The sequence below is a fragment of the Tsuneonella suprasediminis genome (genome assembly GCF_003605755.1).
In the GTDB taxonomy this organism is placed as follows: domain Bacteria; phylum Pseudomonadota; class Alphaproteobacteria; order Sphingomonadales; family Sphingomonadaceae; genus Tsuneonella; species Tsuneonella suprasediminis.
The window spans coordinates 165,883-186,659 of sequence record NZ_RAHJ01000018.1 but is presented as its reverse complement, the minus strand read 5'-3'; the positions used below and the strand labels follow the sequence as shown (position 1 = coordinate 186,659).

General features: G+C 62.3%; 19 protein-coding genes. 5 read left to right on the top strand and 14 right to left on the bottom strand.

The features are described from left to right. The first annotated feature begins 400 nt into the window (after window positions 1–400). From D6858_RS06895 to D6858_RS06885, 3 genes are all read left to right on the top strand, one after another. Window positions 401–982: an RNA polymerase sigma factor gene (locus tag D6858_RS06895; RefSeq protein ID WP_082379135.1), complete on the top strand. Its 582-nt coding sequence runs from the start codon at window positions 401–403 to the stop codon at window positions 980–982. A 120-nt stretch (window positions 983–1,102) separates the two neighbouring features. Beyond that, the gene (locus tag D6858_RS06890) at window positions 1,103–3,457 is read left to right on the top strand and encodes a TonB-dependent receptor plug domain-containing protein (protein WP_082379134.1); all 2,355 of its coding nucleotides are present in this window, start codon (window positions 1,103–1,105) and stop codon (window positions 3,455–3,457) included. Beyond that, the gene (locus tag D6858_RS06885) at window positions 3,457–5,604 is read left to right on the top strand and encodes an Atxe2 family lasso peptide isopeptidase (protein ID WP_054523105.1); all 2,148 of its coding nucleotides are present in this window, start codon (window positions 3,457–3,459) and stop codon (window positions 5,602–5,604) included. Before D6858_RS06890 ends, D6858_RS06885 begins: the two co-directional genes overlap by 1 nt. On the opposite strand, the gene D6858_RS06880 is transcribed toward D6858_RS06885, so the two are convergent. The 14 genes from D6858_RS06880 to trbB form a co-directional block, all read right to left on the bottom strand. Beyond that, window positions 5,590–7,122 (bottom strand): asparagine synthase-related protein, encoded by a 1,533-nt coding sequence (locus D6858_RS06880; protein WP_060703631.1) that lies wholly within the window; start codon window positions 7,120–7,122, stop codon window positions 5,590–5,592. The genes D6858_RS06885 and D6858_RS06880 overlap by 15 nt on opposite strands. Before the next feature lie 191 nt (window positions 7,123–7,313). Beyond that, window positions 7,314–7,928 carry a lasso peptide biosynthesis B2 protein gene (locus D6858_RS06875; protein WP_010240191.1) on the bottom strand — a complete coding sequence of 205 codons (615 nt, stop codon included), beginning with the start codon at window positions 7,926–7,928 and terminating at the stop codon, window positions 7,314–7,316. A 62-nt stretch (window positions 7,929–7,990) separates the two neighbouring features. After that, on the bottom strand, window positions 7,991–8,128 hold the full coding sequence (locus D6858_RS06870; protein ID WP_010240188.1) for a benenodin family lasso peptide: 138 nt from the start codon (window positions 8,126–8,128) through the stop codon (window positions 7,991–7,993). A 329-nt stretch (window positions 8,129–8,457) separates the two neighbouring features. Next, window positions 8,458–8,694, bottom strand: coding sequence for a DUF2274 domain-containing protein (locus tag D6858_RS06865; RefSeq protein ID WP_010240186.1), 237 nt, complete (start codon window positions 8,692–8,694; stop codon window positions 8,458–8,460). Further along, entirely contained in the window at window positions 8,691–9,869 is a 1,179-nt protein-coding gene (locus D6858_RS06860; protein WP_120108513.1) for a TraB/TrbI/VirB10 family type IV secretion system protein, read from the bottom strand. The genes D6858_RS06865 and D6858_RS06860 overlap by 4 nt, the downstream gene beginning before the upstream one ends. Then, window positions 9,866–10,867, bottom strand: a complete 1,002-nt coding sequence (gene trbG / locus D6858_RS06855; RefSeq protein WP_240623742.1) for a P-type conjugative transfer protein TrbG — start codon at window positions 10,865–10,867, stop codon at window positions 9,866–9,868. Before trbG ends, D6858_RS06860 begins: the two co-directional genes overlap by 4 nt. Further along, window positions 10,867–11,547: a conjugal transfer protein TrbF gene (gene trbF / locus D6858_RS06850; protein WP_010240179.1), complete on the bottom strand. Its 681-nt coding sequence runs from the start codon at window positions 11,545–11,547 to the stop codon at window positions 10,867–10,869. The genes trbG and trbF overlap by 1 nt, the downstream gene beginning before the upstream one ends. Window positions 11,548–11,553: 6 nt before the next feature. Continuing rightward, window positions 11,554–12,867 (bottom strand): P-type conjugative transfer protein TrbL, encoded by a 1,314-nt coding sequence (gene trbL, locus D6858_RS06845; protein WP_120108511.1) that lies wholly within the window; start codon window positions 12,865–12,867, stop codon window positions 11,554–11,556. A 1-nt stretch (window position 12,868) separates the two neighbouring features. Then, window positions 12,869–13,195 carry a putative entry exclusion protein TrbK-alt gene (gene trbK-alt, locus D6858_RS06840; RefSeq protein WP_120108509.1) on the bottom strand — a complete coding sequence of 109 codons (327 nt, stop codon included), beginning with the start codon at window positions 13,193–13,195 and terminating at the stop codon, window positions 12,869–12,871. Window positions 13,196–13,201: 6 nt separating this feature from the next. Further along, on the bottom strand, window positions 13,202–13,948 hold the full coding sequence (gene trbJ, locus D6858_RS06835) for a P-type conjugative transfer protein TrbJ (protein ID WP_369815379.1): 747 nt from the start codon (window positions 13,946–13,948) through the stop codon (window positions 13,202–13,204). Beyond that, window positions 13,945–16,407, bottom strand: coding sequence for a conjugal transfer protein TrbE (gene trbE, locus D6858_RS06830; RefSeq protein ID WP_120108507.1), 2,463 nt, complete (start codon window positions 16,405–16,407; stop codon window positions 13,945–13,947). Before trbE ends, trbJ begins: the two co-directional genes overlap by 4 nt. Window positions 16,408–16,410: 3 nt before the next feature. Then, the gene (locus D6858_RS06825; RefSeq protein ID WP_010240658.1) at window positions 16,411–16,686 is read right to left on the bottom strand and encodes a VirB3 family type IV secretion system protein; all 276 of its coding nucleotides are present in this window, start codon (window positions 16,684–16,686) and stop codon (window positions 16,411–16,413) included. Continuing rightward, complete coding sequence (locus D6858_RS06820) at window positions 16,686–17,009, bottom strand: TrbC/VirB2 family type IV secretion system protein (protein WP_369813978.1); 324 nt, start codon at window positions 17,007–17,009, stop codon at window positions 16,686–16,688. The genes D6858_RS06825 and D6858_RS06820 overlap by 1 nt, the downstream gene beginning before the upstream one ends. A 5-nt stretch (window positions 17,010–17,014) precedes the next feature. After that, the gene (trbB, locus tag D6858_RS06815) at window positions 17,015–17,995 is read right to left on the bottom strand and encodes a P-type conjugative transfer ATPase TrbB (protein ID WP_120108505.1); all 981 of its coding nucleotides are present in this window, start codon (window positions 17,993–17,995) and stop codon (window positions 17,015–17,017) included. A 275-nt stretch (window positions 17,996–18,270) separates the two neighbouring features. Here trbB and D6858_RS06810 point away from each other — a divergent pair, with 275 nt between their 5' ends. Further along, entirely contained in the window at window positions 18,271–19,395 is a 1,125-nt protein-coding gene (locus D6858_RS06810) for a cysteine desulfurase family protein (RefSeq protein WP_120108503.1), read from the top strand. Window positions 19,396–19,464: 69 nt separating this feature from the next. Next, complete coding sequence (locus D6858_RS06805; protein WP_082380674.1) at window positions 19,465–20,421, top strand: DUF4007 family protein; 957 nt, start codon at window positions 19,465–19,467, stop codon at window positions 20,419–20,421. Window positions 20,422–20,777: the final 356 nt, after the last annotated feature.

Sequence of the window (20,777 nt, the reverse complement as noted above, 5' to 3'; positions counted from 1 at the left end):
TCCTTTCTCGCCGATTTCGCTAGAGGCGCCAGCACCGCGCCGACATTCCATGACCTAGGGGGCCGCCTCCCCAATATTGGGCATATTTGATCAGGCGCTCGCCGAGACCGTTGCTTTCTTAGGGAAGGCGACGACCGCCGCCACAAGCGGGTCCAAAACGGCTCTACTTACCTCTTGCAAGCCATTCCTATGTTGGGCAGATTGACAGCGCGCGGATTGATATTCTGGCACCATCCGCGTGGATCTTTCCGCCGGACATCATGCACGCCGGTCCATCGCAGGCCCGGCGGCCGGACCGATCAAGGGGCACAAACCAGGCCCCGGACGGCGGCACAGACCTGGAACCCGCACGCAGTTCGCCACGGCGAACTCAGGTTGCGGTCGCCTCCAAGTTCGAAGCATGACTCAAATTGCCGCCGAAATTCGGCACCAATCTCCCCAGTGCGTGGGTCCCGCATATTGCGCTGCAAAGGTAAGCCGAACGGTCGGTCGCCGCCGCACACTCGATGCCCTCTACCGCGAGGAACGGGCTGGACTGATCGCCTATCTTGCGCGCCGCGTGGGCTCCGAACGCGCCCGCGACCTGGCACAGGACGTGTTCCTGCGTGCGGCGACCAGCAAGCAGCTGACGGAACTCGTCAATCCGGCGGGCTTTCTGAGGCGGATTGCATTCAACTTGATGGTGGACGAGGCGCGGCGGCAAAAGTGCCGGGTCAGGACCCAGCCACTTCTGGAGAACGCAGACGCGCCAAGCCGTGCTGCGCAAGAAGATGCCGTGCATGTCCGTGAAACCCGGCAAGCGCTGGAAATCGCGCTCGCAGAGCTCCCCGAAAAGTGCGCGCGTATCTTCGCGATGAACCGCTTCGAGAAGAAATCCTACCGAGAGATACATATCGAGCTCGGCATCGCACTGCCGACGGTCGACTATCACATGATGAAAGCTCTTGCGCATTTGCGTCAAGCGCTGGGTCACAGTTGGTGACTGCAGGCATCCGGCCAAAAGGGACCACTCAAAATTTAATTTCAATTGAAACTAAGGTGCTCGCAAAAGTGAGCGTCATCTTCTGTAGCGGCCGGTCCGCGCCAAAACAGGGAGATATCAATGTCGTCGACAATTCGCACACTTTCCGTCCTTCTAACCGGGGCAGCATTTGCAGGTGCCGCTCCTCCTCTTTTCGCCCAAGACAGTCCAGGCGAACAGGCACAAGATGACGCTGCCGAGGTTGGCGATACAGCTTTGGACGAAGAGAGTTCCGCGATCGTTGTCACGGGAACGCGTATCCGAGGCGCACGGGTCGTAGGTGAAGTCATCGAGCTTGATCGCGAGACGATCGTCGAGACGGGCCAGGTGGACCTCGGCGAAGCGATCCGCAACCTACCCCAGAATTTCTCGGGCGGTCAGAACCCTGGGGTTGGTTCGGGCGGCGGCATCGGCAATGAAAATGTAAATTCAGCATCGTCTCCCAATCTGCGCGGGCTTGGGCCCGATGCGACGCTGACATTGCTCAACGGTCATCGCCTTCCATACAACTCGGCGTCCCAGGGCGTCGACATCTCCGCCATTCCGCTCGCCATTGTCGACCGGCTCGAGGTCGTCCCCGATGGAGCTTCAGCGCTCTATGGCTCGGACGCGGTTGGCGGCGTTGTGAACGTCATCCTGCGCCGCGACTTTGAGGGCGTGACAACCTCGGCCCAGATTGGAGCGAGCACCGATGGAGGCAACTTTCGCCAACAGGCCGACATAGTCGCAGGCACAATCTGGAACAGTGGCGGCTTCGTCTTCGCCTACGACTTCGCGAACAATTCCGGGATTGAGGCGAGGGAGCGCGCCTATGCAGGATCACTGCTACCGGAAACCTTGCTTTATCCCTCAAACCGGCGCCACGCCGTAACATTTTCGGCGCACCAGAGCTTGTCAGAAGGCGTGGAGGCCAATCTCGACGCGCTCTATTCGTATCGCGAATCAACCACCATTGATGGCACGCCGGCCCAGCGCATTCGGCGTGAGCCCGACCTCGAGACCTTTTCCGTAGCGCCGTCGCTGCAGTTTGACCTTGGGCCGAGTTGGAAGGCCAATCTCGCGGGTGTCTTCGGGCGCGATCGAACCCGCTTCCAGACCAGTTTCATTCCAGAGACAGGTCCGGCGCGCGTCTCTACGGGAAGCTACCTGCATCAGATCACCTCGCTGGAAATGGGTGCGGAAGGCCCGGTTATCACTCTTCCCGGCGGCGAGACGCGCTTGGCTGTCGGCATCGGATTTCGTAACAATCGACTCGAGTACTCTCTGGAAAGCGCGATCCTCAATGCGCAATTCGATGCAACGCAGCGGGCTCGCTTCGCCTATGCGGAACTGTATGTTCCATTCGTGTCGGGTCGGAACGCCGTCGATGGAATCGAGCAGCTAACGCTATCCGCTGCAGTTCGCTACGAAGACTATCCCGGACTCGACCAGCTCGCCACCCCGCGCCTTGGGATTACCTATTCGCCAAGTGGTGATCTGATGTTCAGAGCGAGTTGGGCACGCTCGTTCAAGGCTCCCACGCTTTTCCAGCAAAACATCTTTTCTCAGGCCATTCTGGTGCCTGCTGCGGTGTTCGGAGCGGGCACCGGCTCCGACACAGTCTTTCTGAGCGGGGGCGGCAATCCCAACCTCCGTCCCGAGCGCGCCCGAAGCTGGACGGCGGGATTCGAGTTCCAGCCTGCGGCAGTCCGAGGATTGACCGCCTCCGCGACGTGGTATGATATCCGCTATGACAACCGCGTCGTTGCGCCGATCGCTGGATCGATCGCAGCTGCTATCAACAATCCGGGCTATGCCAGCCTCATCGATTTTTCACCTGATCCGGCCGATTTGGCCGAACTCATCGCGGGTGCCCAGTTCGGATTGGAGAACTTTACAGGCCGCCCGTTCGATCCTGCAGATGTTGTCGTTCTGTTCGATAACAGGAACATCAATGTCGCGGCGTGGAGCGTAGAAGGGCTGGATGCCAGGATTGCCTGGAACCGCGATCTCGGGAATGACCGCTCGATAGGATTGGATCTCAACGGCAGCTGGTTGCGCAGCAGGCAAACCATCACATCCGAACTACCTGAAGTCCAGCTTGCCGGTACGACTTTCAACCCGCCCCGCTACCGCGCGCGTGGAGCAGCAAGATATCGGGCAGGCCGCCTTACCGCCAATGCGGCAGTCAGTTATATCGGTGCGCTCGTCGACAGACGGCTTGCAACCGTGCAGCGGCTGTCACCAAGCGCAACTGTCGATCTTGGCATGCACTATGCGGTCATTCGCGGCGACGACCGTGATCCCGGCCTCGAGTTCTCGTTGACCATTCAAAACCTGTTTAACGATAAGCCGGACGTGATCGGCCAAACCGGTCCCAACACAACACCCTACGATTCAACCAATTATTCTCCGATCGGGCGCTTCATCGCGTTTGGCGTAAGGAGGCATTGGTAATGACTGCGCTCCTTACCCTAGCGCTCAGCCTGACGATCGTGCCGACAGCTGAAGATCCGCCATCGGCCGAAGATCCGTGTGATGCACTGCCCATCGCCCAGGAAACGGCAAATGCGGAATTAGGTGAGTGGACAGTGGACGGACAAGTCCGGATTGCGGATATTGGCGCACCGGTCGGAACTCCCAATCGAAGTGTATTTGGCATCTCGCCTGACGACAGCCAAATTGCCTTCACCGTCCGTCGCGCAATTCCCGAGACGAATAGCTATTGCCAAAGACTGCTGGTCGCGCCGTTGAACGGCGAAGGTTCTCCAATCGAGGTGGCGCGCGGCGGGGAATTCATTCGCGACGATTTCCGGCTTCGCGACTTCACCGCGATACTGGCCGGTTGGCCTAGGACAAGCGCGCCGCGATGGTCGCCGGATGGCATGCGAATTGCGTATCTGAGGAGAGAAGCCGGTTCGACACAGGTTTGGTTGGCCAGCCCAACCGGGCAAACGGGTGCGGTCCGAGCAACCAATCTGGCCGACGATGTCGACGATTTCGCCTGGGCTCAGGACGGAATGGGTCTCATTGTCAGCACAAGGCCTGCAATTCGCCTCGCCGCCGCGGCAATCGCCAGCGAAGGCAGACGCGGCTTTCTCTTCGACGCGCGGTTTGCGCCGCAGGCAGCCGACCGACCGATACCGACCGGCCATGCCGATCCGATCTATACATGGGTTTCGCTTCGGGACGGGTCATCGCGACCTGCAACCGAAATGGAGCAGGTGCTTATTGCCCCGCCGCGACCGGCAGCGATACCGGACAACGCACGAAATGTTCGATCAGGAGAGGGCGGATTTTCGGCCTGGCTCGAAGCAGAGTTCCCCGAGCGTCTCCTCAGCCCGACGCGGCTGGTTCTGGCCGCTCCGGACGGCAGCCGAAAAGTCTGCCCTGTCACGCAATGCGACGGCATCCGAGAACTGTTCTGGTCGGCCTCGGAGCGCGCCCTTTTCCTCGTCCAGCGTACTGGATGGGCCGACAGCCAGACGGCATTGTTGCGCTGGGATCCCCGCGATGCTGCGCCTCGCCAAGTCCTGATTTCCGATGATGTGTTCATCGGGTGCGCCCCTCATGCCAACGAACTTATTTGCGGGCGTGAGGGCAGCACACAGCCTCGCCGATTAGTGGCGCTCGACATGCGAACGGGATCAGAACGACTGATCCACGATCCAAACCCGCAGCTTGAGAACATGGAGTATGGCTCCGTCCAGCGTTTCCGCTTCCGCCTGGCAAGCGGTGTCGAGAGTTTCGCCGACCTTGTCCTGCCGCCCACTCATCGACCTGGCGAACTGCATCCCCTGATCGTGGTGCAGTACCGGAGCCGGGGCTTCCTTCGCGGAGGAACCGGGGACGAGGTTCCGATCCAGCCTCTCGCCGCACGCGGATTCGCGGTCCTCAGTTTCGACCGGCCTGATTTCCCGCCAGAGGCGTATCTGGCAACAACCGATGCAGAAATACGGACATTGAGCGAAGATGACTGGGCGGACCGGCGCCAGGTGCAGGAAGCACTAGAGCTCGCTGTACGACGCGCCGTCGAGACTGGTGCGGTCGATCCAACGCGCATGGGGATCAGCGGATTCAGTGATGGCGGATCGACCGTCCAGTGGGCGCTGATCAACTCGGACCTTTTCCAGGTCGCTTCGATGGGATCGTGCTGCGAGGATCTCTACTCCTTCGCTCTCGCTGCAGGGCCACGGTTTACCGAGTATTTGCGGGACATGGGTTATCGCTATTTCGAGCCCGGTGCCGAAACATTCTGGGAGCCCATGTCGCTCATACTCAATGTGGACCGGATCGATGTTCCAATTTTGATCCAGGCAGGGGACAGCGAGTACGAAGGCAGCCTCGATGTCGTTGAAACCTTCTCGCATAACAATAAGGCTATCGAACTCTACGTGTTCCCCGATGAGTCTCATGTCAAATGGCAATCGTCGCATCGCCTGGCGATGTACGAGCGCGTCGTCGAATGGTTCGAGTTCTGGCTTATGGGCAGGCTGAACTGCAATCCTTCAAGAGAAGCACAGTACGCCCGCTGGAGCGCCATGGAGGGTGCCCCGCCCACACGCGACCTTCGCTGCCATGCTGAACCATTAGCGGGTCCATGAGCGAGCCCAATTCTCGGCTTCGAGCAGGTCAAGTATGCGACCGAACATGCTGTTGTCGTCTCGTTCATCAGTGCGCAGCGCGGCTTCCACGGCATGGCGGTCGATTACCCCGTTCGCGGCGAGCAACCCATCCAGCAAGCGCTCGGCGATCGAATTTCGGTTCAGGGCGAAAATTTGCCTTACGAAGCTGTCGGGTCCGGCCTTCGATGTTCTGGCCAGCACGGCAGGCGGCAATTCCTGTGCGAATGCCGCCCGGGCCAAAGCGCGGTTCCTGCCGCCGTGTGCCCATATCCAAGTCGGAACACCGAGACAAAACTCCATGAGCGGCTGACTCATTAGTGGCGAAAATCGAGGCGGGCCGGCGGCCAGTCCATGAATGTGGTTCTGTGCCCGCATGATCAGGACCATATGGTCGCGTTTTCCCGAACCTGAGATCCCTAGAGGACTCAGCCAGGGCACGAGTGGCTCGCTGTACGCAGCGTCAGTTCCGCAGGTAAGCAGACTCGCATCGACCGGCCAGCTTTCCCTCGTTCCCTTACCAAGCCGTCTGCGAAGAACTGCGGCGACCATGGTGGGGACCGAGCATCCGGTGATATGGCACATGTCAATCAGGGAGCGCAGCACGCCTGTCCCCAGACCCTCCGCTGCCAGCCGGTCGGCTACCGGCGCAGAGGAATGGAGGAAACAGAACAGATTGTCGCCTCCGTTGCCATCGTAGATGACCGAGGCGCCGAGGTCCGCCATCGCATCGACAAGCAAGGCGTCAAGAATGTGCTGGAATGAACGTCGGGCCGGTCGCGGCAACCCCCGGGAGGAAGACCTCGAAGGATCGTAAAACGCCGGGTCGTATATCCGTTCGACACACCGAACCCCGAACCATTCCGCCACGCGATTGGCGTATATGCGCTCGTCGCCGGACGGATCCGGAGTGGCGAGAGTAACGCAATCGAAGCGTTCGCCCGAATGGGCCAGAGCAGCGCAAATGAATGACGAATCGACGCCGCCCGATGCCGCTACGCTTGCTCTTCCAAACATGCCGCTCCAGCTTTGCAGCACTGCGGCGCCGAGCTCCTTCAGTTGCGCGGCGTAATCCGTGAATGCCGGGATCGGCATTCGTGGGAGAAAGTCGGTTGCATGCCATATCCTACGGATCTGCAAACCCTGGCGCGCGAGTAAATGCAGCGATCCAGGCGCGAGTTCGTCAATTCCCTCAAGACACGTTTTCCGGTGGCGTTGTTCAGGCCGTAGCAGGTGCGCGTGCAGCGCCGGGTACGAAACCGGCGTCTCCAATCCTCCCGCTTCCGCAATCAGGAGCGGGTCACTGGTCAGTATGACGTGCTCGGATGTGGAGAGAAGGTAAACGGGCAAGAGTCCGGAAGGATCGACCAGCACACCCATTGGCCCATTGCTCCAATCGCCTAGGATGGCGACATATCCACCCCAGACGTTGGCGACGAGATGCTTGGCGGCCTCCTCGGCTTCGGCCGGGGCCAACCCGAGTTCCTCGGCGGCGCGCACGCGGCGATATGTCGTTCGGGAAAAAGCGATCCCGATCAGGCAGCACTGTCGGTTCAGGAAATGGCAGGGCGTTTCGCTGTCACACCACAAGGCCGCGACATCGGAACAAACCTGACCCGGGGTTGCAACGATTGACGGCAAGATTTGGCCGTTCGCGCCATGAGGAACCGCAAGAACAAAACGTAGCGGTCTCATACGACAAGAATTGGTTCATAGCGGAGCACTTCTTCGACACTGTCGTTCAAGACCGTGTCTCGGTGCTGCGTCCAGCAGTGTGCTGCAAAAGGGGGTGTATGGACGCCGATGACGATCCGCGCCCGGTCGCCATATGCGGCAAGACAAGTCGCGAGAGCGATGGAGCGCGAAAGACACCGGTCCGCAGCGGTGCGCAACAATCGTGCATCCTCAAAAGCCCCGATACACCTGCGTCCCTTCTCACTGATCTCGAATTGGCTTTCCGACCTGGATTCGACAACGCTCCGTAATTGGGAAAGGACCAGCGCCAAAGAGTGTTTCGCGAGCCGCGCTTCAACGCGGCGTTGCATCCAAAGCGCTCTCGCGACTGCGGGCAGACTAAAGGTGTGCTCGGCGATTGCCGGGCTCGATTGTTCTGGGACGGTCCAGTCCGCAGGCCGGGCGAGGCTGCTCGGTTGGTGCCATTGCTTCTCGGGATACCGGCCAAGTTTTTCGAGACATCTGCGATTTTCGTCATCCGACAACCGAAAGTAGCGATCGTTGGAAACATCGAGAAATAGGAGCTGGCCATCCAAAATGCGCCACGCCAGTCCTTCGCGGTGGAGATCCATCGATTGGGAGCCCGAATCGGCGGGTCGCGCGGCAGGATTGCGCCGCACGGCCCGCCGAGGACTTATTCGTCGAGCAGGCCCGGGCTGTTGGCCAATTGCCCGCCGCTGGCGTCGATGTAGAAACCGACGGCGCCCTTGGTCTCAACCGAGGCCTTGCCGAGGTCGATAACCTCATTCTGGTTATGGTCGAACTCCTTCATGATTCACTCCTGTGGTTGGTATCGCGACTCGGACGTCGCAAGTGGAGAGTGAGCGCGGAGCGGAATTCAGACCAACTTATAATGGAATTATAAATACAGTGTGGTCGAAGATGCGACCGGGTGATGGAAACACCCGTTGGCGAGTGTATCGACACTTTTAGCTTTTCGCCTGGACATGCGTGTCGCCACCCGGTCGCTAGGAACATGCGTTCGCTACTTCACGATAAGGCCAATCATGCACGCGGAAACAGCGCAATTCTACCTACGTGTGCATTTCGCAAGTAAGAATGGCTTGGAAGAACCAGAAAAAGTTCCGATATTGTAGGTGCTTATTGTTTGGATAGTGCGCGCGATCCTCTGCGTGCCTTGGCAAAATCCCGGTCACTTGCAACAAAGCGCTCGATCATCGGCGGAATAAGCAGCTCAGGCACAGGCGCACCCTCTGATACCCCGCCATTGAGCACGGTCCCATATTCGATCAGCCGGCGATGGAGCCGGGCAGGGATTTCGATCGTTAACTTTACAGGCTTGCCATCGGTGATGTCGGAGAGTTTGAGCCGGGTCATGCTCCACCCTCCAGCACGATATCGCGCGTCACCAGCACCCGCACGGGAAAGCCGGGGCGGATCGTCAGCGTCGGGCGGATATCGAGCTCGCGTGCAATCACCTGCTCGCCAGCGCGATTGATGCTGTCCTGACTGCCGCGGCGAACAGCGCGCAGCAGATCATGATCTCCACCTGCGCCGAGTTCGCCACCAATCCCGAGCAAGGTGGAAACGAGCGCCGCCTTGACGACACCGCCCCAATGGTAATCGACGCCGTCTTCCAGTCCGGCATAGCCCGAGGGATCGGCGACTGGCTGGCGATCGAGCACAATCGAGCGACCATCAGGCAGGATGAGCCTGTTCCAGGCCAGCAGCACCCGGCGTTGCCCGAACCCGACATCGGATTCGTACTCACCGATCAGGCGCGCACCCTGCGGGATCAGAAGATGCCGTCCGGTCAGGCTGTCATAGATATTCTCGGTAACCTGCGCGGTCACGAGGCCGGGCTGGTCTGAGCGGATGCCGGTGATCAGCGCTGCCGGAATGATCGACCCGGCCTGAAGCAGCGCGCCAGATGGCACCGCCTCGAGCCGCTGCAAAGACGCTGTCCGCGTGTCGGCAGGCCGTTCGAGAAAACTCGGCCGCGCGGTCGAGACGGTTGGCTGAACTGGTGCTGGGGGTTGCGGCCCAGCACCCGAAGCTGCCGGACCGGAATTGGCGGCGGGTGTCCCGCCGCCGAAAAACAGGCGACTGCCGCGCGCCGCCTCGCGTTCCTGTTCTAAGCGTTCGCGCGCCATATCCTCGGGGCTCGGCGCCGCCCGCTGTGACGGTGTCGGAGGCGGGGCGCCGACCGGTGGAAGCGCGGCAACTGCCCCGCGATCCTGAGCCTCGAGGATCGGTTGACCGAGATCGCCCGGCAGCGGCGGCCCTAACCTCGGAACCTGCGAATAGTCTGCCGGGGCAGTGGCAAGTCCGTCTGCCACAGCAATCCCCTCGGTGTTGACCAGCTCTTCGCCAAAATCCTGCGAAGCCGGTTGCAGGGCGTAGAGCAGTATACCGCCAAGCACGGCCAGACCCGCGGCGCTGGCAATGCCGATAGCCTTGCGCGAGAGCCTGACCACGCGCGGTCCTTCCCCGCGCAATTGAACGATGCTTTCGGCATCGGGTGGCGGCTCGGTCTTGCTTTCCTCGTTCACGACCGCCCCCGCTTGCGGTTTTCAATCTTCACGCGGACCTGTCTGCGACCGGTACCGAGGCGCAGTTCGGCCTTGTGGAAGAGGCGGTCGACGATGAGATAGCGCCCGGCGATCCGGTAGTTGACCAGCTCGGCTGCGCCATCCGTGCCCACCACGAAGAACGGGGGCATTTCGCCCCGGGCGATATCGGGTGGAAACTCGACCAGGGTCCGCTGTCCGTCGTCGAAGACCCGTAGCGGGCGCCAGTCAGGCTTGTCACCCGAGATGCGGTAATCGAAATTGAGCGCCTCAAGCGTGAACCCGTCGGTGACCGGTGCGGCTCGCGCCGCTCGCTCTTCTTCAAGGCGCAGCGCGATCAGTTCGTCTGCCGGATAAGACCAGCTGACCGAGGCCATATAGATGTCCGGATTGGCGCGCAGTTCGATATGATAGGTGCGGCGGTCGGTATTGATGACCAGATTGGTGGCGATGTCGGGCCGCGTCGGTTTGATAAGGATATGCACCCGCCGCGTCGCTCCCGAGCCGCTCAGCGTGTCGCCGATCATCCAGCGCACGGTATCACCTGCAGCGACCGGCCCGGGGCCGACCAGCGTTTCGCCCTCCTGCAAGGCGATGTCGGTCACCTGCCCGGGTTTGGCATAGACCTGGAACAACGCACCTTCGCGATAGGCATAGCGCTGGATGGCATTGTCAAATCCGGCATTGTCCGGTTCGATCCTGGCGGCCTCGTTCGCCGCTCCCACATGGCTCTGAGGATCAGGGGCGGGGTCAGAGGCAGGGGAGCGGCGCGCGGCAGTGGGGGAGGCCTGCCGCGAGGGGGTGTTGGCATATGCAATGGCCTGAACAAGGCGGGATGCATCGGCGAGGTCGAAGGCGGTGATCGCCCGCGATGCGGCCCGGGCCTGCGGCGCAGGCGTCGCTGACGCGGGCGATCCGGCAAGGAGTAGAACGCCGGCTGCGAGCAGCGCCGGACGGGAGAATTGAAGTAAGTGCGTCATCAGCCAAGCTCCTTTGACCAGTTGATCGAGGTGACGAAGATCCCGAGCGGATTGCTGGTGAGCGCGTCGGGCGTTCTGGGAGGCTGGACGGCAACGCCGAGGATAGCGGTCCAGCGAGTGGTTTCGGCGAGCGCGCCGTCACGGTAGCGCCGCTCGACCCAGGCCACGCGAAAGCTGCGCGGCGAGGCACGGATCACGCTGGTGACATCGACCGCAACCTGTTCGCGGCCGATTGCCGCGAACGGGTCGTTGGCCCGCGCATAATCGTTGAGCGCCAAGGCGCCCTTGTCGCTGGCGAATTGGTAGGCTCTGAGCCAGTTCTCTCGCACCACAATTGGATCGTCGGGGATAGCGCGGACATGCTCGATAAACCGGGCGAGGTGAAAGGCGATCTGCGGATCGGTCGGCTCGTAATCCGCAGCGGCGGGAGCTACGGTGCGGGCCTCGCCCAGCCTGTCGACCTCGACCACCCAGGGCACGATGGTGCCGCGCGCATTCTGCCACACGAGCCCGCCGGTCAGCGCTGCCGACAGGCCGAGCGCACCGAAAAAGGCGTAGCGCCAACTCTTTGCCTGGACGCGCGCGGAACCGATGCGCTCGTCCCAGACCTGCGCCGCGCGCTGGTAGGGCGTCTCTGCTTGAGGCGTTTTTGCGTACCGGATCGAAGGCCGTTTGAACATTGGAGGCTAATCCTTCTCTTTGGTGTCGATGGAAGCGCCTGCACCATGGCCATCACCGGAGCGCACGGTGTGCGCGGCAAGCGAGGCCGAGTGCCCCAGGCTTTGCCTGTGCTTCATGGACCGCGCCCAGGCCGGCGGGCCGTTCGTCTGTTCCGGATCCGGTGACGAAGCACCGTGAGCAGGAACGATGCGTCCACCCATGTTCCCGACCGACGCACGCGCCCCGTCGCGGAAATTGCTCTTGGCGCTGTCTGCCGCCTTGCGCAGCGGCGACATGGCGGCACCGCCTGCTGCGCGGCCAACACCCGCCATTCCGCCTGCAACCGCGGCGCCGCCGCTCTTGCCCGCCGAACCGGTGGCATAGGTCATGGTCGCACCTCCGGCGGCGCGCGAGGTGCCTCGCGCGACGGAAGAGGCAGCACTGGCGACCGCGCCGCCCGCAAGTTTGGCACCGGCCACGCCGCCAACCGCAGCACCGCCTGCAAGAAGCGCGGTGCCCGCAGCAGCGCCTGCACCGAGCTGCGGACCGCCCGCGACAATGCCATTGGCGATCCCCGGCCCGAAAATGCCCAGACCGAGCAGAGTGAGGCTGGCGAGCACGATGGCCAGCGCATCCTCGATGGTCGGCTCGCCGGGGATGGCGCCGGTGAATTCGGCGAAGAGCGTCGAACCGATGCCGATGATGACGGCGAGAACGAGCACCTTGATTCCCGACGAGACCACATTGCCGAGCACGCGTTCAGCGAGGAATGCGGTCTTGCCAAACAAGCCAAAGGGAATGAGCACGAAACCCGCCAAGGTCGTCAGTTTGAACTCGATCAGGGTGACGAACAGCTGGATAGAGAGAATGAAGAAGGCGATGATGACAATCGCCCAGGCGACCAGCAGAATGATGATCTGCAGAAAATTCTCGAAGAAGCCGACATAGCCCATCAGATCGGCAATCGATTCGAGGAGCGGCCAGGCGGCATCGATGCCGACCTGCGCCACCCTTCCCGGTTGCAACAGATCGCCTGCGCCGAGCCCCGAGCCACTCGCCTTCAGGCCTAGCCCGGCGAAACTGTTGAACACGATATTGGCGAGCGCGCTCCAGTTGCCGATGATGTAGGCAAAGATGCCGACGAAGAGCGTCTTCTTGACGAGCCGGGCGATGATGTCGTCGTTCGCGCCCCAGCTCCAGAACAGGGCGGCGAGCGTGACATCGATCACGATCAGCGTAGTCGCGATGAACGCCACCTCGCCAGAAAGCAGCCCGAAGCCGCTGTCGATATATTGCGAGAAGATCGCGAGGAAGCGATCGACGACGCCGGTGCCGCCCATGTCAGTCCTCCCCTCGCGCTTCGCCGGAAGAGGACCCAGGCAGCGCCTTGTCGCCGATCCCGGAATAAGCCTCGGGGTGATCGACGCCAAAGAAGCGGCGGCGCTTCTCGGCCCAGGCGGCGCGGCAATCGGGCGAGGACAGCGCCAGTTCGCCGATTTGAGCGCAAACCCTCAGCTGTGCCGGCAGCGGATCGCCGTCGGGCACCCATATGCGCCGGTCGGCTTGCCGCACCGGCGCGGGCTCCTCGCGCAGCTGGACGATCGTCGTCGCGATGGCGAGACCGACGAACACAGCGGCACCGGTGCGCGCGAGGAGCTTGGTGTCCATCGCGGATCAGTCCGATCCGCCGGGCAGATAGCGCGGACGAATAGCGAGAAACCGCCCCAACTGCTCGCGCGCCTGTGCCTTGGCCGCCGCGCGTTCGGCGGCATCGAGCGCCTGCGCCCTGCCAGTAGCGGCGATCGTGGCGGTCAGGTCGGCCAGCTGGCGGGCCTGCAATGCCAGCAGCTGGTTGCCAGCCTGTGCTGCCTGCAAGGCGCCCGTGGCGGACTGGCTTGCGGAAACGAGGCTGCCGAGCGCATCGCGCGAACCTTCGATATTGGCAACCGTGCCCGCCTGGACCTTGAGGGCATCTTCGAAGGCCGCCACGCTGTTTTGCCAGCGCGCCTCGGCGCCTTCGACCATCGCCCGCTGCGAGGCACCGAGCGGTACGTTCTTGTAATGCTGGTCGAAAGCGCCCTCGATGGTGCGGACATCGTAGGCGATGCGCTGGGCTTCGTTCAGCAGTTGCTGGGTCTGCCGGATCTGGTCCTGCAGGGGCTGCACGATCGTCAGCGGCAGGCTCTGAAGGTTCTTCGCCTCGTTGATGAGCGACGTCGCCTGGTTCTGCAGCATGCGGATCTGGTTGTTGATCTGCTCAAGCGTGCGCGCGGCAGTCAGCACGTTTTGCGCGTAATTGGACGGATCGTAAACGATCCCGCCGAACTGGGCGTGTGCAGGCGTTGATACCAAGGTGCTCGTACTCGCCAAGGCGAGCGCGGTGCCCATGGCCATGCTGCGGACGATTTTTCGAGAGGTCACTTCAGGTCTCCTTCTGGTGGGTTTGGGGGGTCGGAAGAGTGCGCATCGCTGCCGAGCAATTCGGCGGCCCAGTGGAGGCCGCGATACCTCAGCCAGTGGACGGCAAAGCCGCTCCGACCATGCTTTTCGATGATGCGGGACATGGCGAGCTGGTCGCTCTTGGAAGAAGCGGCGGCAAAGGCGAGCGCCACTTCGCCAAGGCCAAGTTCGAACAGGCGATTACCGCGAGAGGACTGACAGTAATAATCGCGCTTGGCCGTTGCCCGGCTGAGGATTTCAATCTGGCGGTCGTTCAGCCCGAAGCGGCGATAGATACTCAAAATCTGGGGTTCGACCGCCCGGTCATTGGGCAGGAAGATTCGCGTCGGGCAGCTTTCGATAATCGCGGGCGCGATCGCCGAGGTCTCGATATCGGCAAGGCTTTGAGTGGCGAAAACGACGCTCGCATTCTTTTTGCGCAGGGTCTTGAGCCATTCGCGCAATTGCGCGGCGAAGGCCGGACTGTCGAGCACCAGCCAGCCTTCATCGATGATGATGAGCGTCGGCGAGCCGTCGAGGCGGCCTTCGATACTGTGAAACAGATAGGACAGCACGGCAGGCGCAGCCGCCGATCCGGTCAGCCCTTCGGTCTCGAACGCCTGGAAACTCGCTTCGCCCAGCCGTTCGCTCTCGGCATCGAGGAGCCGTCCGAACGGCCCGCCGACGCAGTAGGGGGCAAGCGCCTGCTTCAATGCCTGCGATTGCAAAAGGACAGCAAGCCCGGTGAGCGTGCGCTCAGCGACCGGCGCGCTCGCCAGCGAGCTCAGCGCCGACCACAGATGATCCTTGGTTTCCGGATCGAGTGCGACGCCCTCCGCAGCGAGGATCGCCTGAAGCCATTCCGAGGCCCAGTTGCGCTGTGCCGGCTCATGGATCCGCGCCAACGGTTGCAGCAGGACTGGCTCGTCGCTGTCCTCGGAAAGACTCGATCCCAGATCCTGCCAATCGCCGCCGCACGCGAGCGCGGCCGCACGGATCGAGCCGCCGAAATCGAAAGCGAAAATCTGCGACCCGGCATAGCGGCGAAACTGCAACGCCATCATTGCCAGCAAGACCGATTTGCCCGCCCCGGTCGGACCGACGACGAGGCTGTGTCCGACGTCACCGACATGAAGCGAAAACCGGAACGGGGTCGAGCCTTCGGTCTTGGCGTAAAGCAGCGGCGGCGCGTTGAAATGCGCATCGTGTTCCAGTCCGGCCCAGACAGCCGAAAGCGGCATCATATGCGCAAGGTTCAGCGTCGAGATCGGGGGCTGGCGAACATTGCCGTAGACATGGCCGGGCAGCGATCCGAGCCAGGCCTCGATCGCATTCATGCCTTCGGTCACGCAGGTAAAATCGCGGCCCTGGATGACCTTTTCGACCAGCCGCAGCTTCTCGGCGGCAAGCGCCGGTTCCTCGTCCCACACCGTAACGGTCGCGGTGACCAGCGCGAGCCCGACATGGTCGGCGCCCAGCTCCTGCAGCGCGGCATCGGCATCCTCGGCCTTGTTGGCGGCATCGCTGTCGACCAGCACCGAAGCCTCGTTGGTCATCACTTCCTTGAGGATCGCGGCGACCGATTTGCGCTTGGCGAACCACTGGCGGCGAATTTTCGAAAGCAGCTTCGTCGCATCGGATTTGTCGAGCATGATTGCCCGCGTCGACCAGCGATAGGCAAAGCCTAGCGCATTGAGTTCATCGAGCAGGCCGGGGAATGTCGCGCTCGGAAAGCCGATCACGGTCAGTGTCCGCAGATGGGCCGCACCCAGGCGCGGTTCGAGACCGCCGGTCAGCGGCTCGTCGGCAAGCAGCGCATCGAGATGCATCGGGGTTTCGGGAACGCGTACATCGTGCAGTCGCGTCGAGATGCAGCTGTGAAGATAGCTCAGGGTCTCGCCATCATCGAGCCATTGGACCTCGGGAAAGAACCCTTCGAACAGGCGCAGCAGCCGGTCGGTCCGATCGGCGAAGCCCTCGAGAAGCTCGCGCGGATCCACGCCTTTCTCGGCCCTTCCTTCGTAGAGCCAGCTTTCAGCCCGCGCGGCATCCTCGGCTGGCGGCATCCATAGGAGGGTCAGAAAATAGCGGCTCTCGAAATGCGCGCCCTCTTCTGCGAACTGCGCGGCGCGCTCGCGTTCGACCAGTGCCGAAGCCGGATCGGGAAAGGCGCAGGCGGGATAATCCAGTGCCGGACGGCGCACGGCCTCGACGAAGATCGACCAGCCCGACCCGAGCCGGCGCAGCGCGCTGTTCAATCGAGCGGTCGTGGCAACCAGTTCGGCAGGAGTCGAACTGTCGAGATCCGGCCCGCGAAAGCGGGCGGTGCGCTGGAAGCTGCCGTCCTTGTTGAGCACAACGCCGGGGGCGACGAGCGCCGCCCATGGCAGGAAATCCGCAAGCCGGTCGGCCTTGTTTCGATATTCGCGCAGGGACAGCATGGCTCAGACCTGCAGATGTGCGGGGAACCGCAGATGCCGCCGCGCGACATCGACGAATTGCGGATCGTGCCGGGCGGCCCAGACCGCGACCATGTGGCCGAGCGCGAAAAACGCGGCGCCTGCGATCCACAGCTGCAGACCCAGTCCGATCGCCCCCGCCAACGTCGCATTGGCGATAGCGAGCCCGCGCGGCGCACCGCCGAGCAGGATATGCTCGGTCAGCGCCCGGTGAACTGGAACAGCAAAGCCGTTCGGCAGAGGAGATTGACCGCTGTCCATCAGACCAGCGCTCCGCCGCCGAAGGAGAAGAACGAAAGGAAGAAGGAGGACGCGGCAAAGGCGATCGAAAGCCCGAAGACGATCTGGATCAGGCGCCTGAAGCCTCCCGATGTATCCCCGAAAGCGAGCGCCAGCCCGGTGGCGATGATGATGATCACCGCGACAATCTTGGCGACCGGGCCCTGGATTGATTCGAGGATCGCCTGGAGCGGCGCTTCCCACGGCATCGACGAGCCGGCGGCCTGGGCGGGCGCCGCAAATGCCAGCGCAATGACGCTCCCAACGATCAAAGCGGACAGGCGCGGTCGCGCCCGCGAAAAGATATGGGTCACGAATGGTCTCCTGTTGTGGATGGAAGGGGTGCGAGGACGTATTCGCCCGCGGCATCGAGTCCGCGCACCTCGGCGAGTTCGGCAAGGCGCCGCCCGGTGCCGTCGCGCACAAGCACGGCGATAATATCGATGGTCTCGGCGATCAGCGCGCGCGGCACGGTGACCACGCTTTCCTGGATAAGCTGTTCGAGCCGCCGCAGTGTGCCAAGCGCCGAGCCGGCGTGAAGCGTGCCGACCCCGCCTGGATGACCGGTGCCCCAGGCTTTCAGCAGATCGAGCGCCTCGGCACCGCGCACCTCTCCGATGGGAATGCGATCGGGCCGCAGGCGCAGCGCCGACCGGACAAGATCGGACAAAGTCGCAACGCCGTCCTTGGTTCGCAGCGATACCAGATTGGGCGCTGCACATTGCAGCTCCAGCGTATCCTCGATGAGGACGACACGGTCGGACGTGGCTGCGACCTCGGCGAGCAACGCATTGGTGAGCGTCGTCTTGCCGGTCGAGGTGCCGCCGACGACCAGAATGTTCTTTCTCGCAGCGACCGCACCGGCAAGCGCTTCGGCCTGCCATTTGCTCATGATCCCGGTCGTCACGTAGTCGGCCAGCGAGAACACCGCGCTGGCTGGTTTGCGGATGGCGAAGCTCGGGGCGGCAACCACCGGTGGCAGCAGACCTTCGAAGCGCTCGCCGCCTTCCGGCAGTTCGGCGGACACACGCGGTACGCTTGCATGCACCTCGGCGCCGACATGATGGGCGACCAGCCGGATGATCCGCTCGCCATCGGCTGCGCTCATCAGACATTCGCTCGCCGCGAGACCCTCGCCCAACCGGTCCACCCAGAGACGCCCGTCGGGGTTGAGCATGACTTCGATGACATCGGGCTCGTCGAGCCAGCGGGCGATGTCGCCGCCAAGCGCAGTGCGCAGCATGCGCGCGCCGCGCGATGAGACTTCGGATCGAAGGGGGATGACGCTCATGGACTGCCTCGGATGCGGCAACCGACCATCGGCTGCGTTCGCGAGGCAGATCAAAAAGACATTACTTTGCCCTCGGGCAACAGTGATCTGCAATCGGCGTAGAAAGGCGAAGAATAAGAAATAAAAGGCAAGGCCAAATCGGGAGGGCGTCGCCATTCAGGCTCGAACACCGCGCGATCGTGGTTGCTTTGCCAGGCCAGGTTTGGTCTTATCGGTGCACCGATTTCAATGAAGGTTGTTCCTTGCGCAGACCCGGCCCCGCCTATCTCGATTTCATGGCCTCAACTCCGGTCGATCCCTCGGTCATCGATGCGATGACGGACGCGATGAGCCATGACTGGGGCAATCCGCATTCGGATCATGCGCATGGCCTGCAGGCCTCGAAAATTGTCGAACGATCGCGCGAAGCGCTCGCGGCGCTGCTCGGAGCCGGGGAGGACGAAATCCTCTTCACCAGCGGAGCAACCGAGGCGAACAACCTCGCCATCAAAGGTGTTATGAGCTCAGCCGAACGACGCGGAAACCATCTGGTGGTGTCATCGATCGAGCACAAATGCGTGCTGGAGGCCGCCCGTTCGCTCGTGAAAACCGGGATCGAGGTCACCGAAGTCAAACCGGGGGCAGATGGCCGCGTTCGCGCAGAAGCCATCGCGCAGGCCCTGAGGCCCGACACGGCGCTCGTATCGGTCATGCACGCCAACAACGAAACCGGCGTCATTCAACCCGTGCGCGAGATTGCCGAAATCTGTCATCGCCAAGGTGTCCTGTTTCACACAGACGCGGCGCAGACCGTCGGAAAGATCGATGTCGACTTCAACCATACCGGTGCCGATCTGCTGAGTTTCTCCGGTCACAAGTTCTACGGTCCAAAAGGCATCGGCGGCCTTGTCGTGTCGCGCGCCGCGCGGTTACGGCTCGTTCCGCAGCTTGATGGCGGTGGACAGCAGCCTCTCGGACGCAGCGGTACAGTGCCGGTTCCGCTTTGCGCCGGGCTTGCAGCGGCGGCGCGGCTTTACGAGCGCCACGGCCAGTCGGCACGCACACATATTCAATCATTACAAAGACTTTTAGAAGATCGGGTCACCAGGAAGGGATGTCCTTTCACTATCAATCCGCATGCCGAGCGCATCCCGGGTTGCACGAGCCTCAGGGCCGAGGGAGTGAATGCGGAAGACATCCTCTTGCATGCCCGCGGCGAACTATCGGCATCGACAGGCTCAGCCTGCAACTCAGGCAGCATCGAGCCGTCTTACGTCCTGTTGGCGCAAGGGCTTTCCTTTGACGAGGCTTCGTCGTCCGTTCGCATCGGGATTGGCCGAACCACTTCCGAGGCCGATATCGACCGTGCCGTCAGTGCGCTCTTGGCCGCGCACGAGAAAGCCTACCGAGCAGCGGCCTGAAGCGTAAATTTCCAAGCAGGGCCCGCATCGAGGTTGCCAACTGGGGGAAATCCCCAGTAGGAACAAATCATGCTCAGAGGCCCTCTTGGACAAACCGGCGTGAAGACGCGCTTCGCGGGACATGAAACCTTTCCGCTGAGGCGGCTGTGGCTACGCAAGGCTTACGATGCGGTCTGCGAGGATGCGGAGGCTCCGGCCCCAAATACCTTCGACAAGGACGAAGGGATCATCCGGTTCGGAGTCGGCAAGAATATGGTTGCGGCAATCAAGCATTGGGCGCTCACTTGCCGAATCATTGAAGAAGACCCGGAGCGGGGTGTCGGCGCCTTGAAGGCAACGTCCTTCGGCAAGCTCATCTTCGACCGCGATACAGGTCTCGATCCATTCATGGAAAGCCTCGCGACCACATGGCTGCTCCATTGGCAGATCGCCAGCAATTTCGAGCGCGCGACGACATGGTATTATGCGTTCAACCATCTGAATGCACACGGGTTCGACCGCGACGGCATTGCCGAGCCGATCCGGCTGCTGTGTGCCCAACTCGACCGGTCGCGGGCCTCCTCCACAACGATCAAGCGCGACGTGGAATGCTTTGTCAGATCCTATGTCGCCAAGGTCGGCGCGGGCGCGGTTGACGATCAGGTGGAAACCGTACTTGGCGAACTTGGCCTTATGCGCGAAGTGTCATCGCGATCGTTCGCTTTCCGCCATGGGCCCAAGCCCGGCTTGCCCAACGGTATCTTCCTTTTTGCGCTTGCAGATTTCTGGGCAAGGCGTGCACCCGAGCAAGCAACGCTCGCCATCGATACGCTGGTATACGAGCCCGGATCGCCGGGGCGGATCTTCAAGCTAGACGAGGATGCGCTGATCGACCGGCTTGTCGATATCGAAAGGGTCGCCAAGGGCGCCTTTCTGTGGACCGACAGCGCAGGCGTGCGCGCGATTGCAAGGCGGGGAGAAAGCTTGCCCGATCCGGCCTCCTTTATCGCCAGCGCCTATCCGCACACCAAGGCGCTCGCGGCATGACCCAGGCCTACCTCGCAGACCATGTTTCGGTCGCGCCGCGCTACCAGCGATCGGTCAGAATCGACGCCGATTTTGGCCAGGCCGATCCCCTCTCCGGTTATGTACTGCAAGGATCGGCGCGCGATGCGTTGACCACCACGCTCCGCCTCGCGACAAACGGCCAGGGCGCGTTCACATGGACGGGCCCTTATGGCGGCGGCAAGTCGAGCCTCGCGCTCGCGCTTGCCTCCTACTCGCTCGGGCGCGGACCTGCCTTCAAAGAAGCGAAACAACTCCTTGGCGATGTGCCCGAAGTAACCGCCGTTTTCGGGCGTGCGCCCAAGGACTGGCTCTGCGTGCCGCTGAGCGGTCGGCGG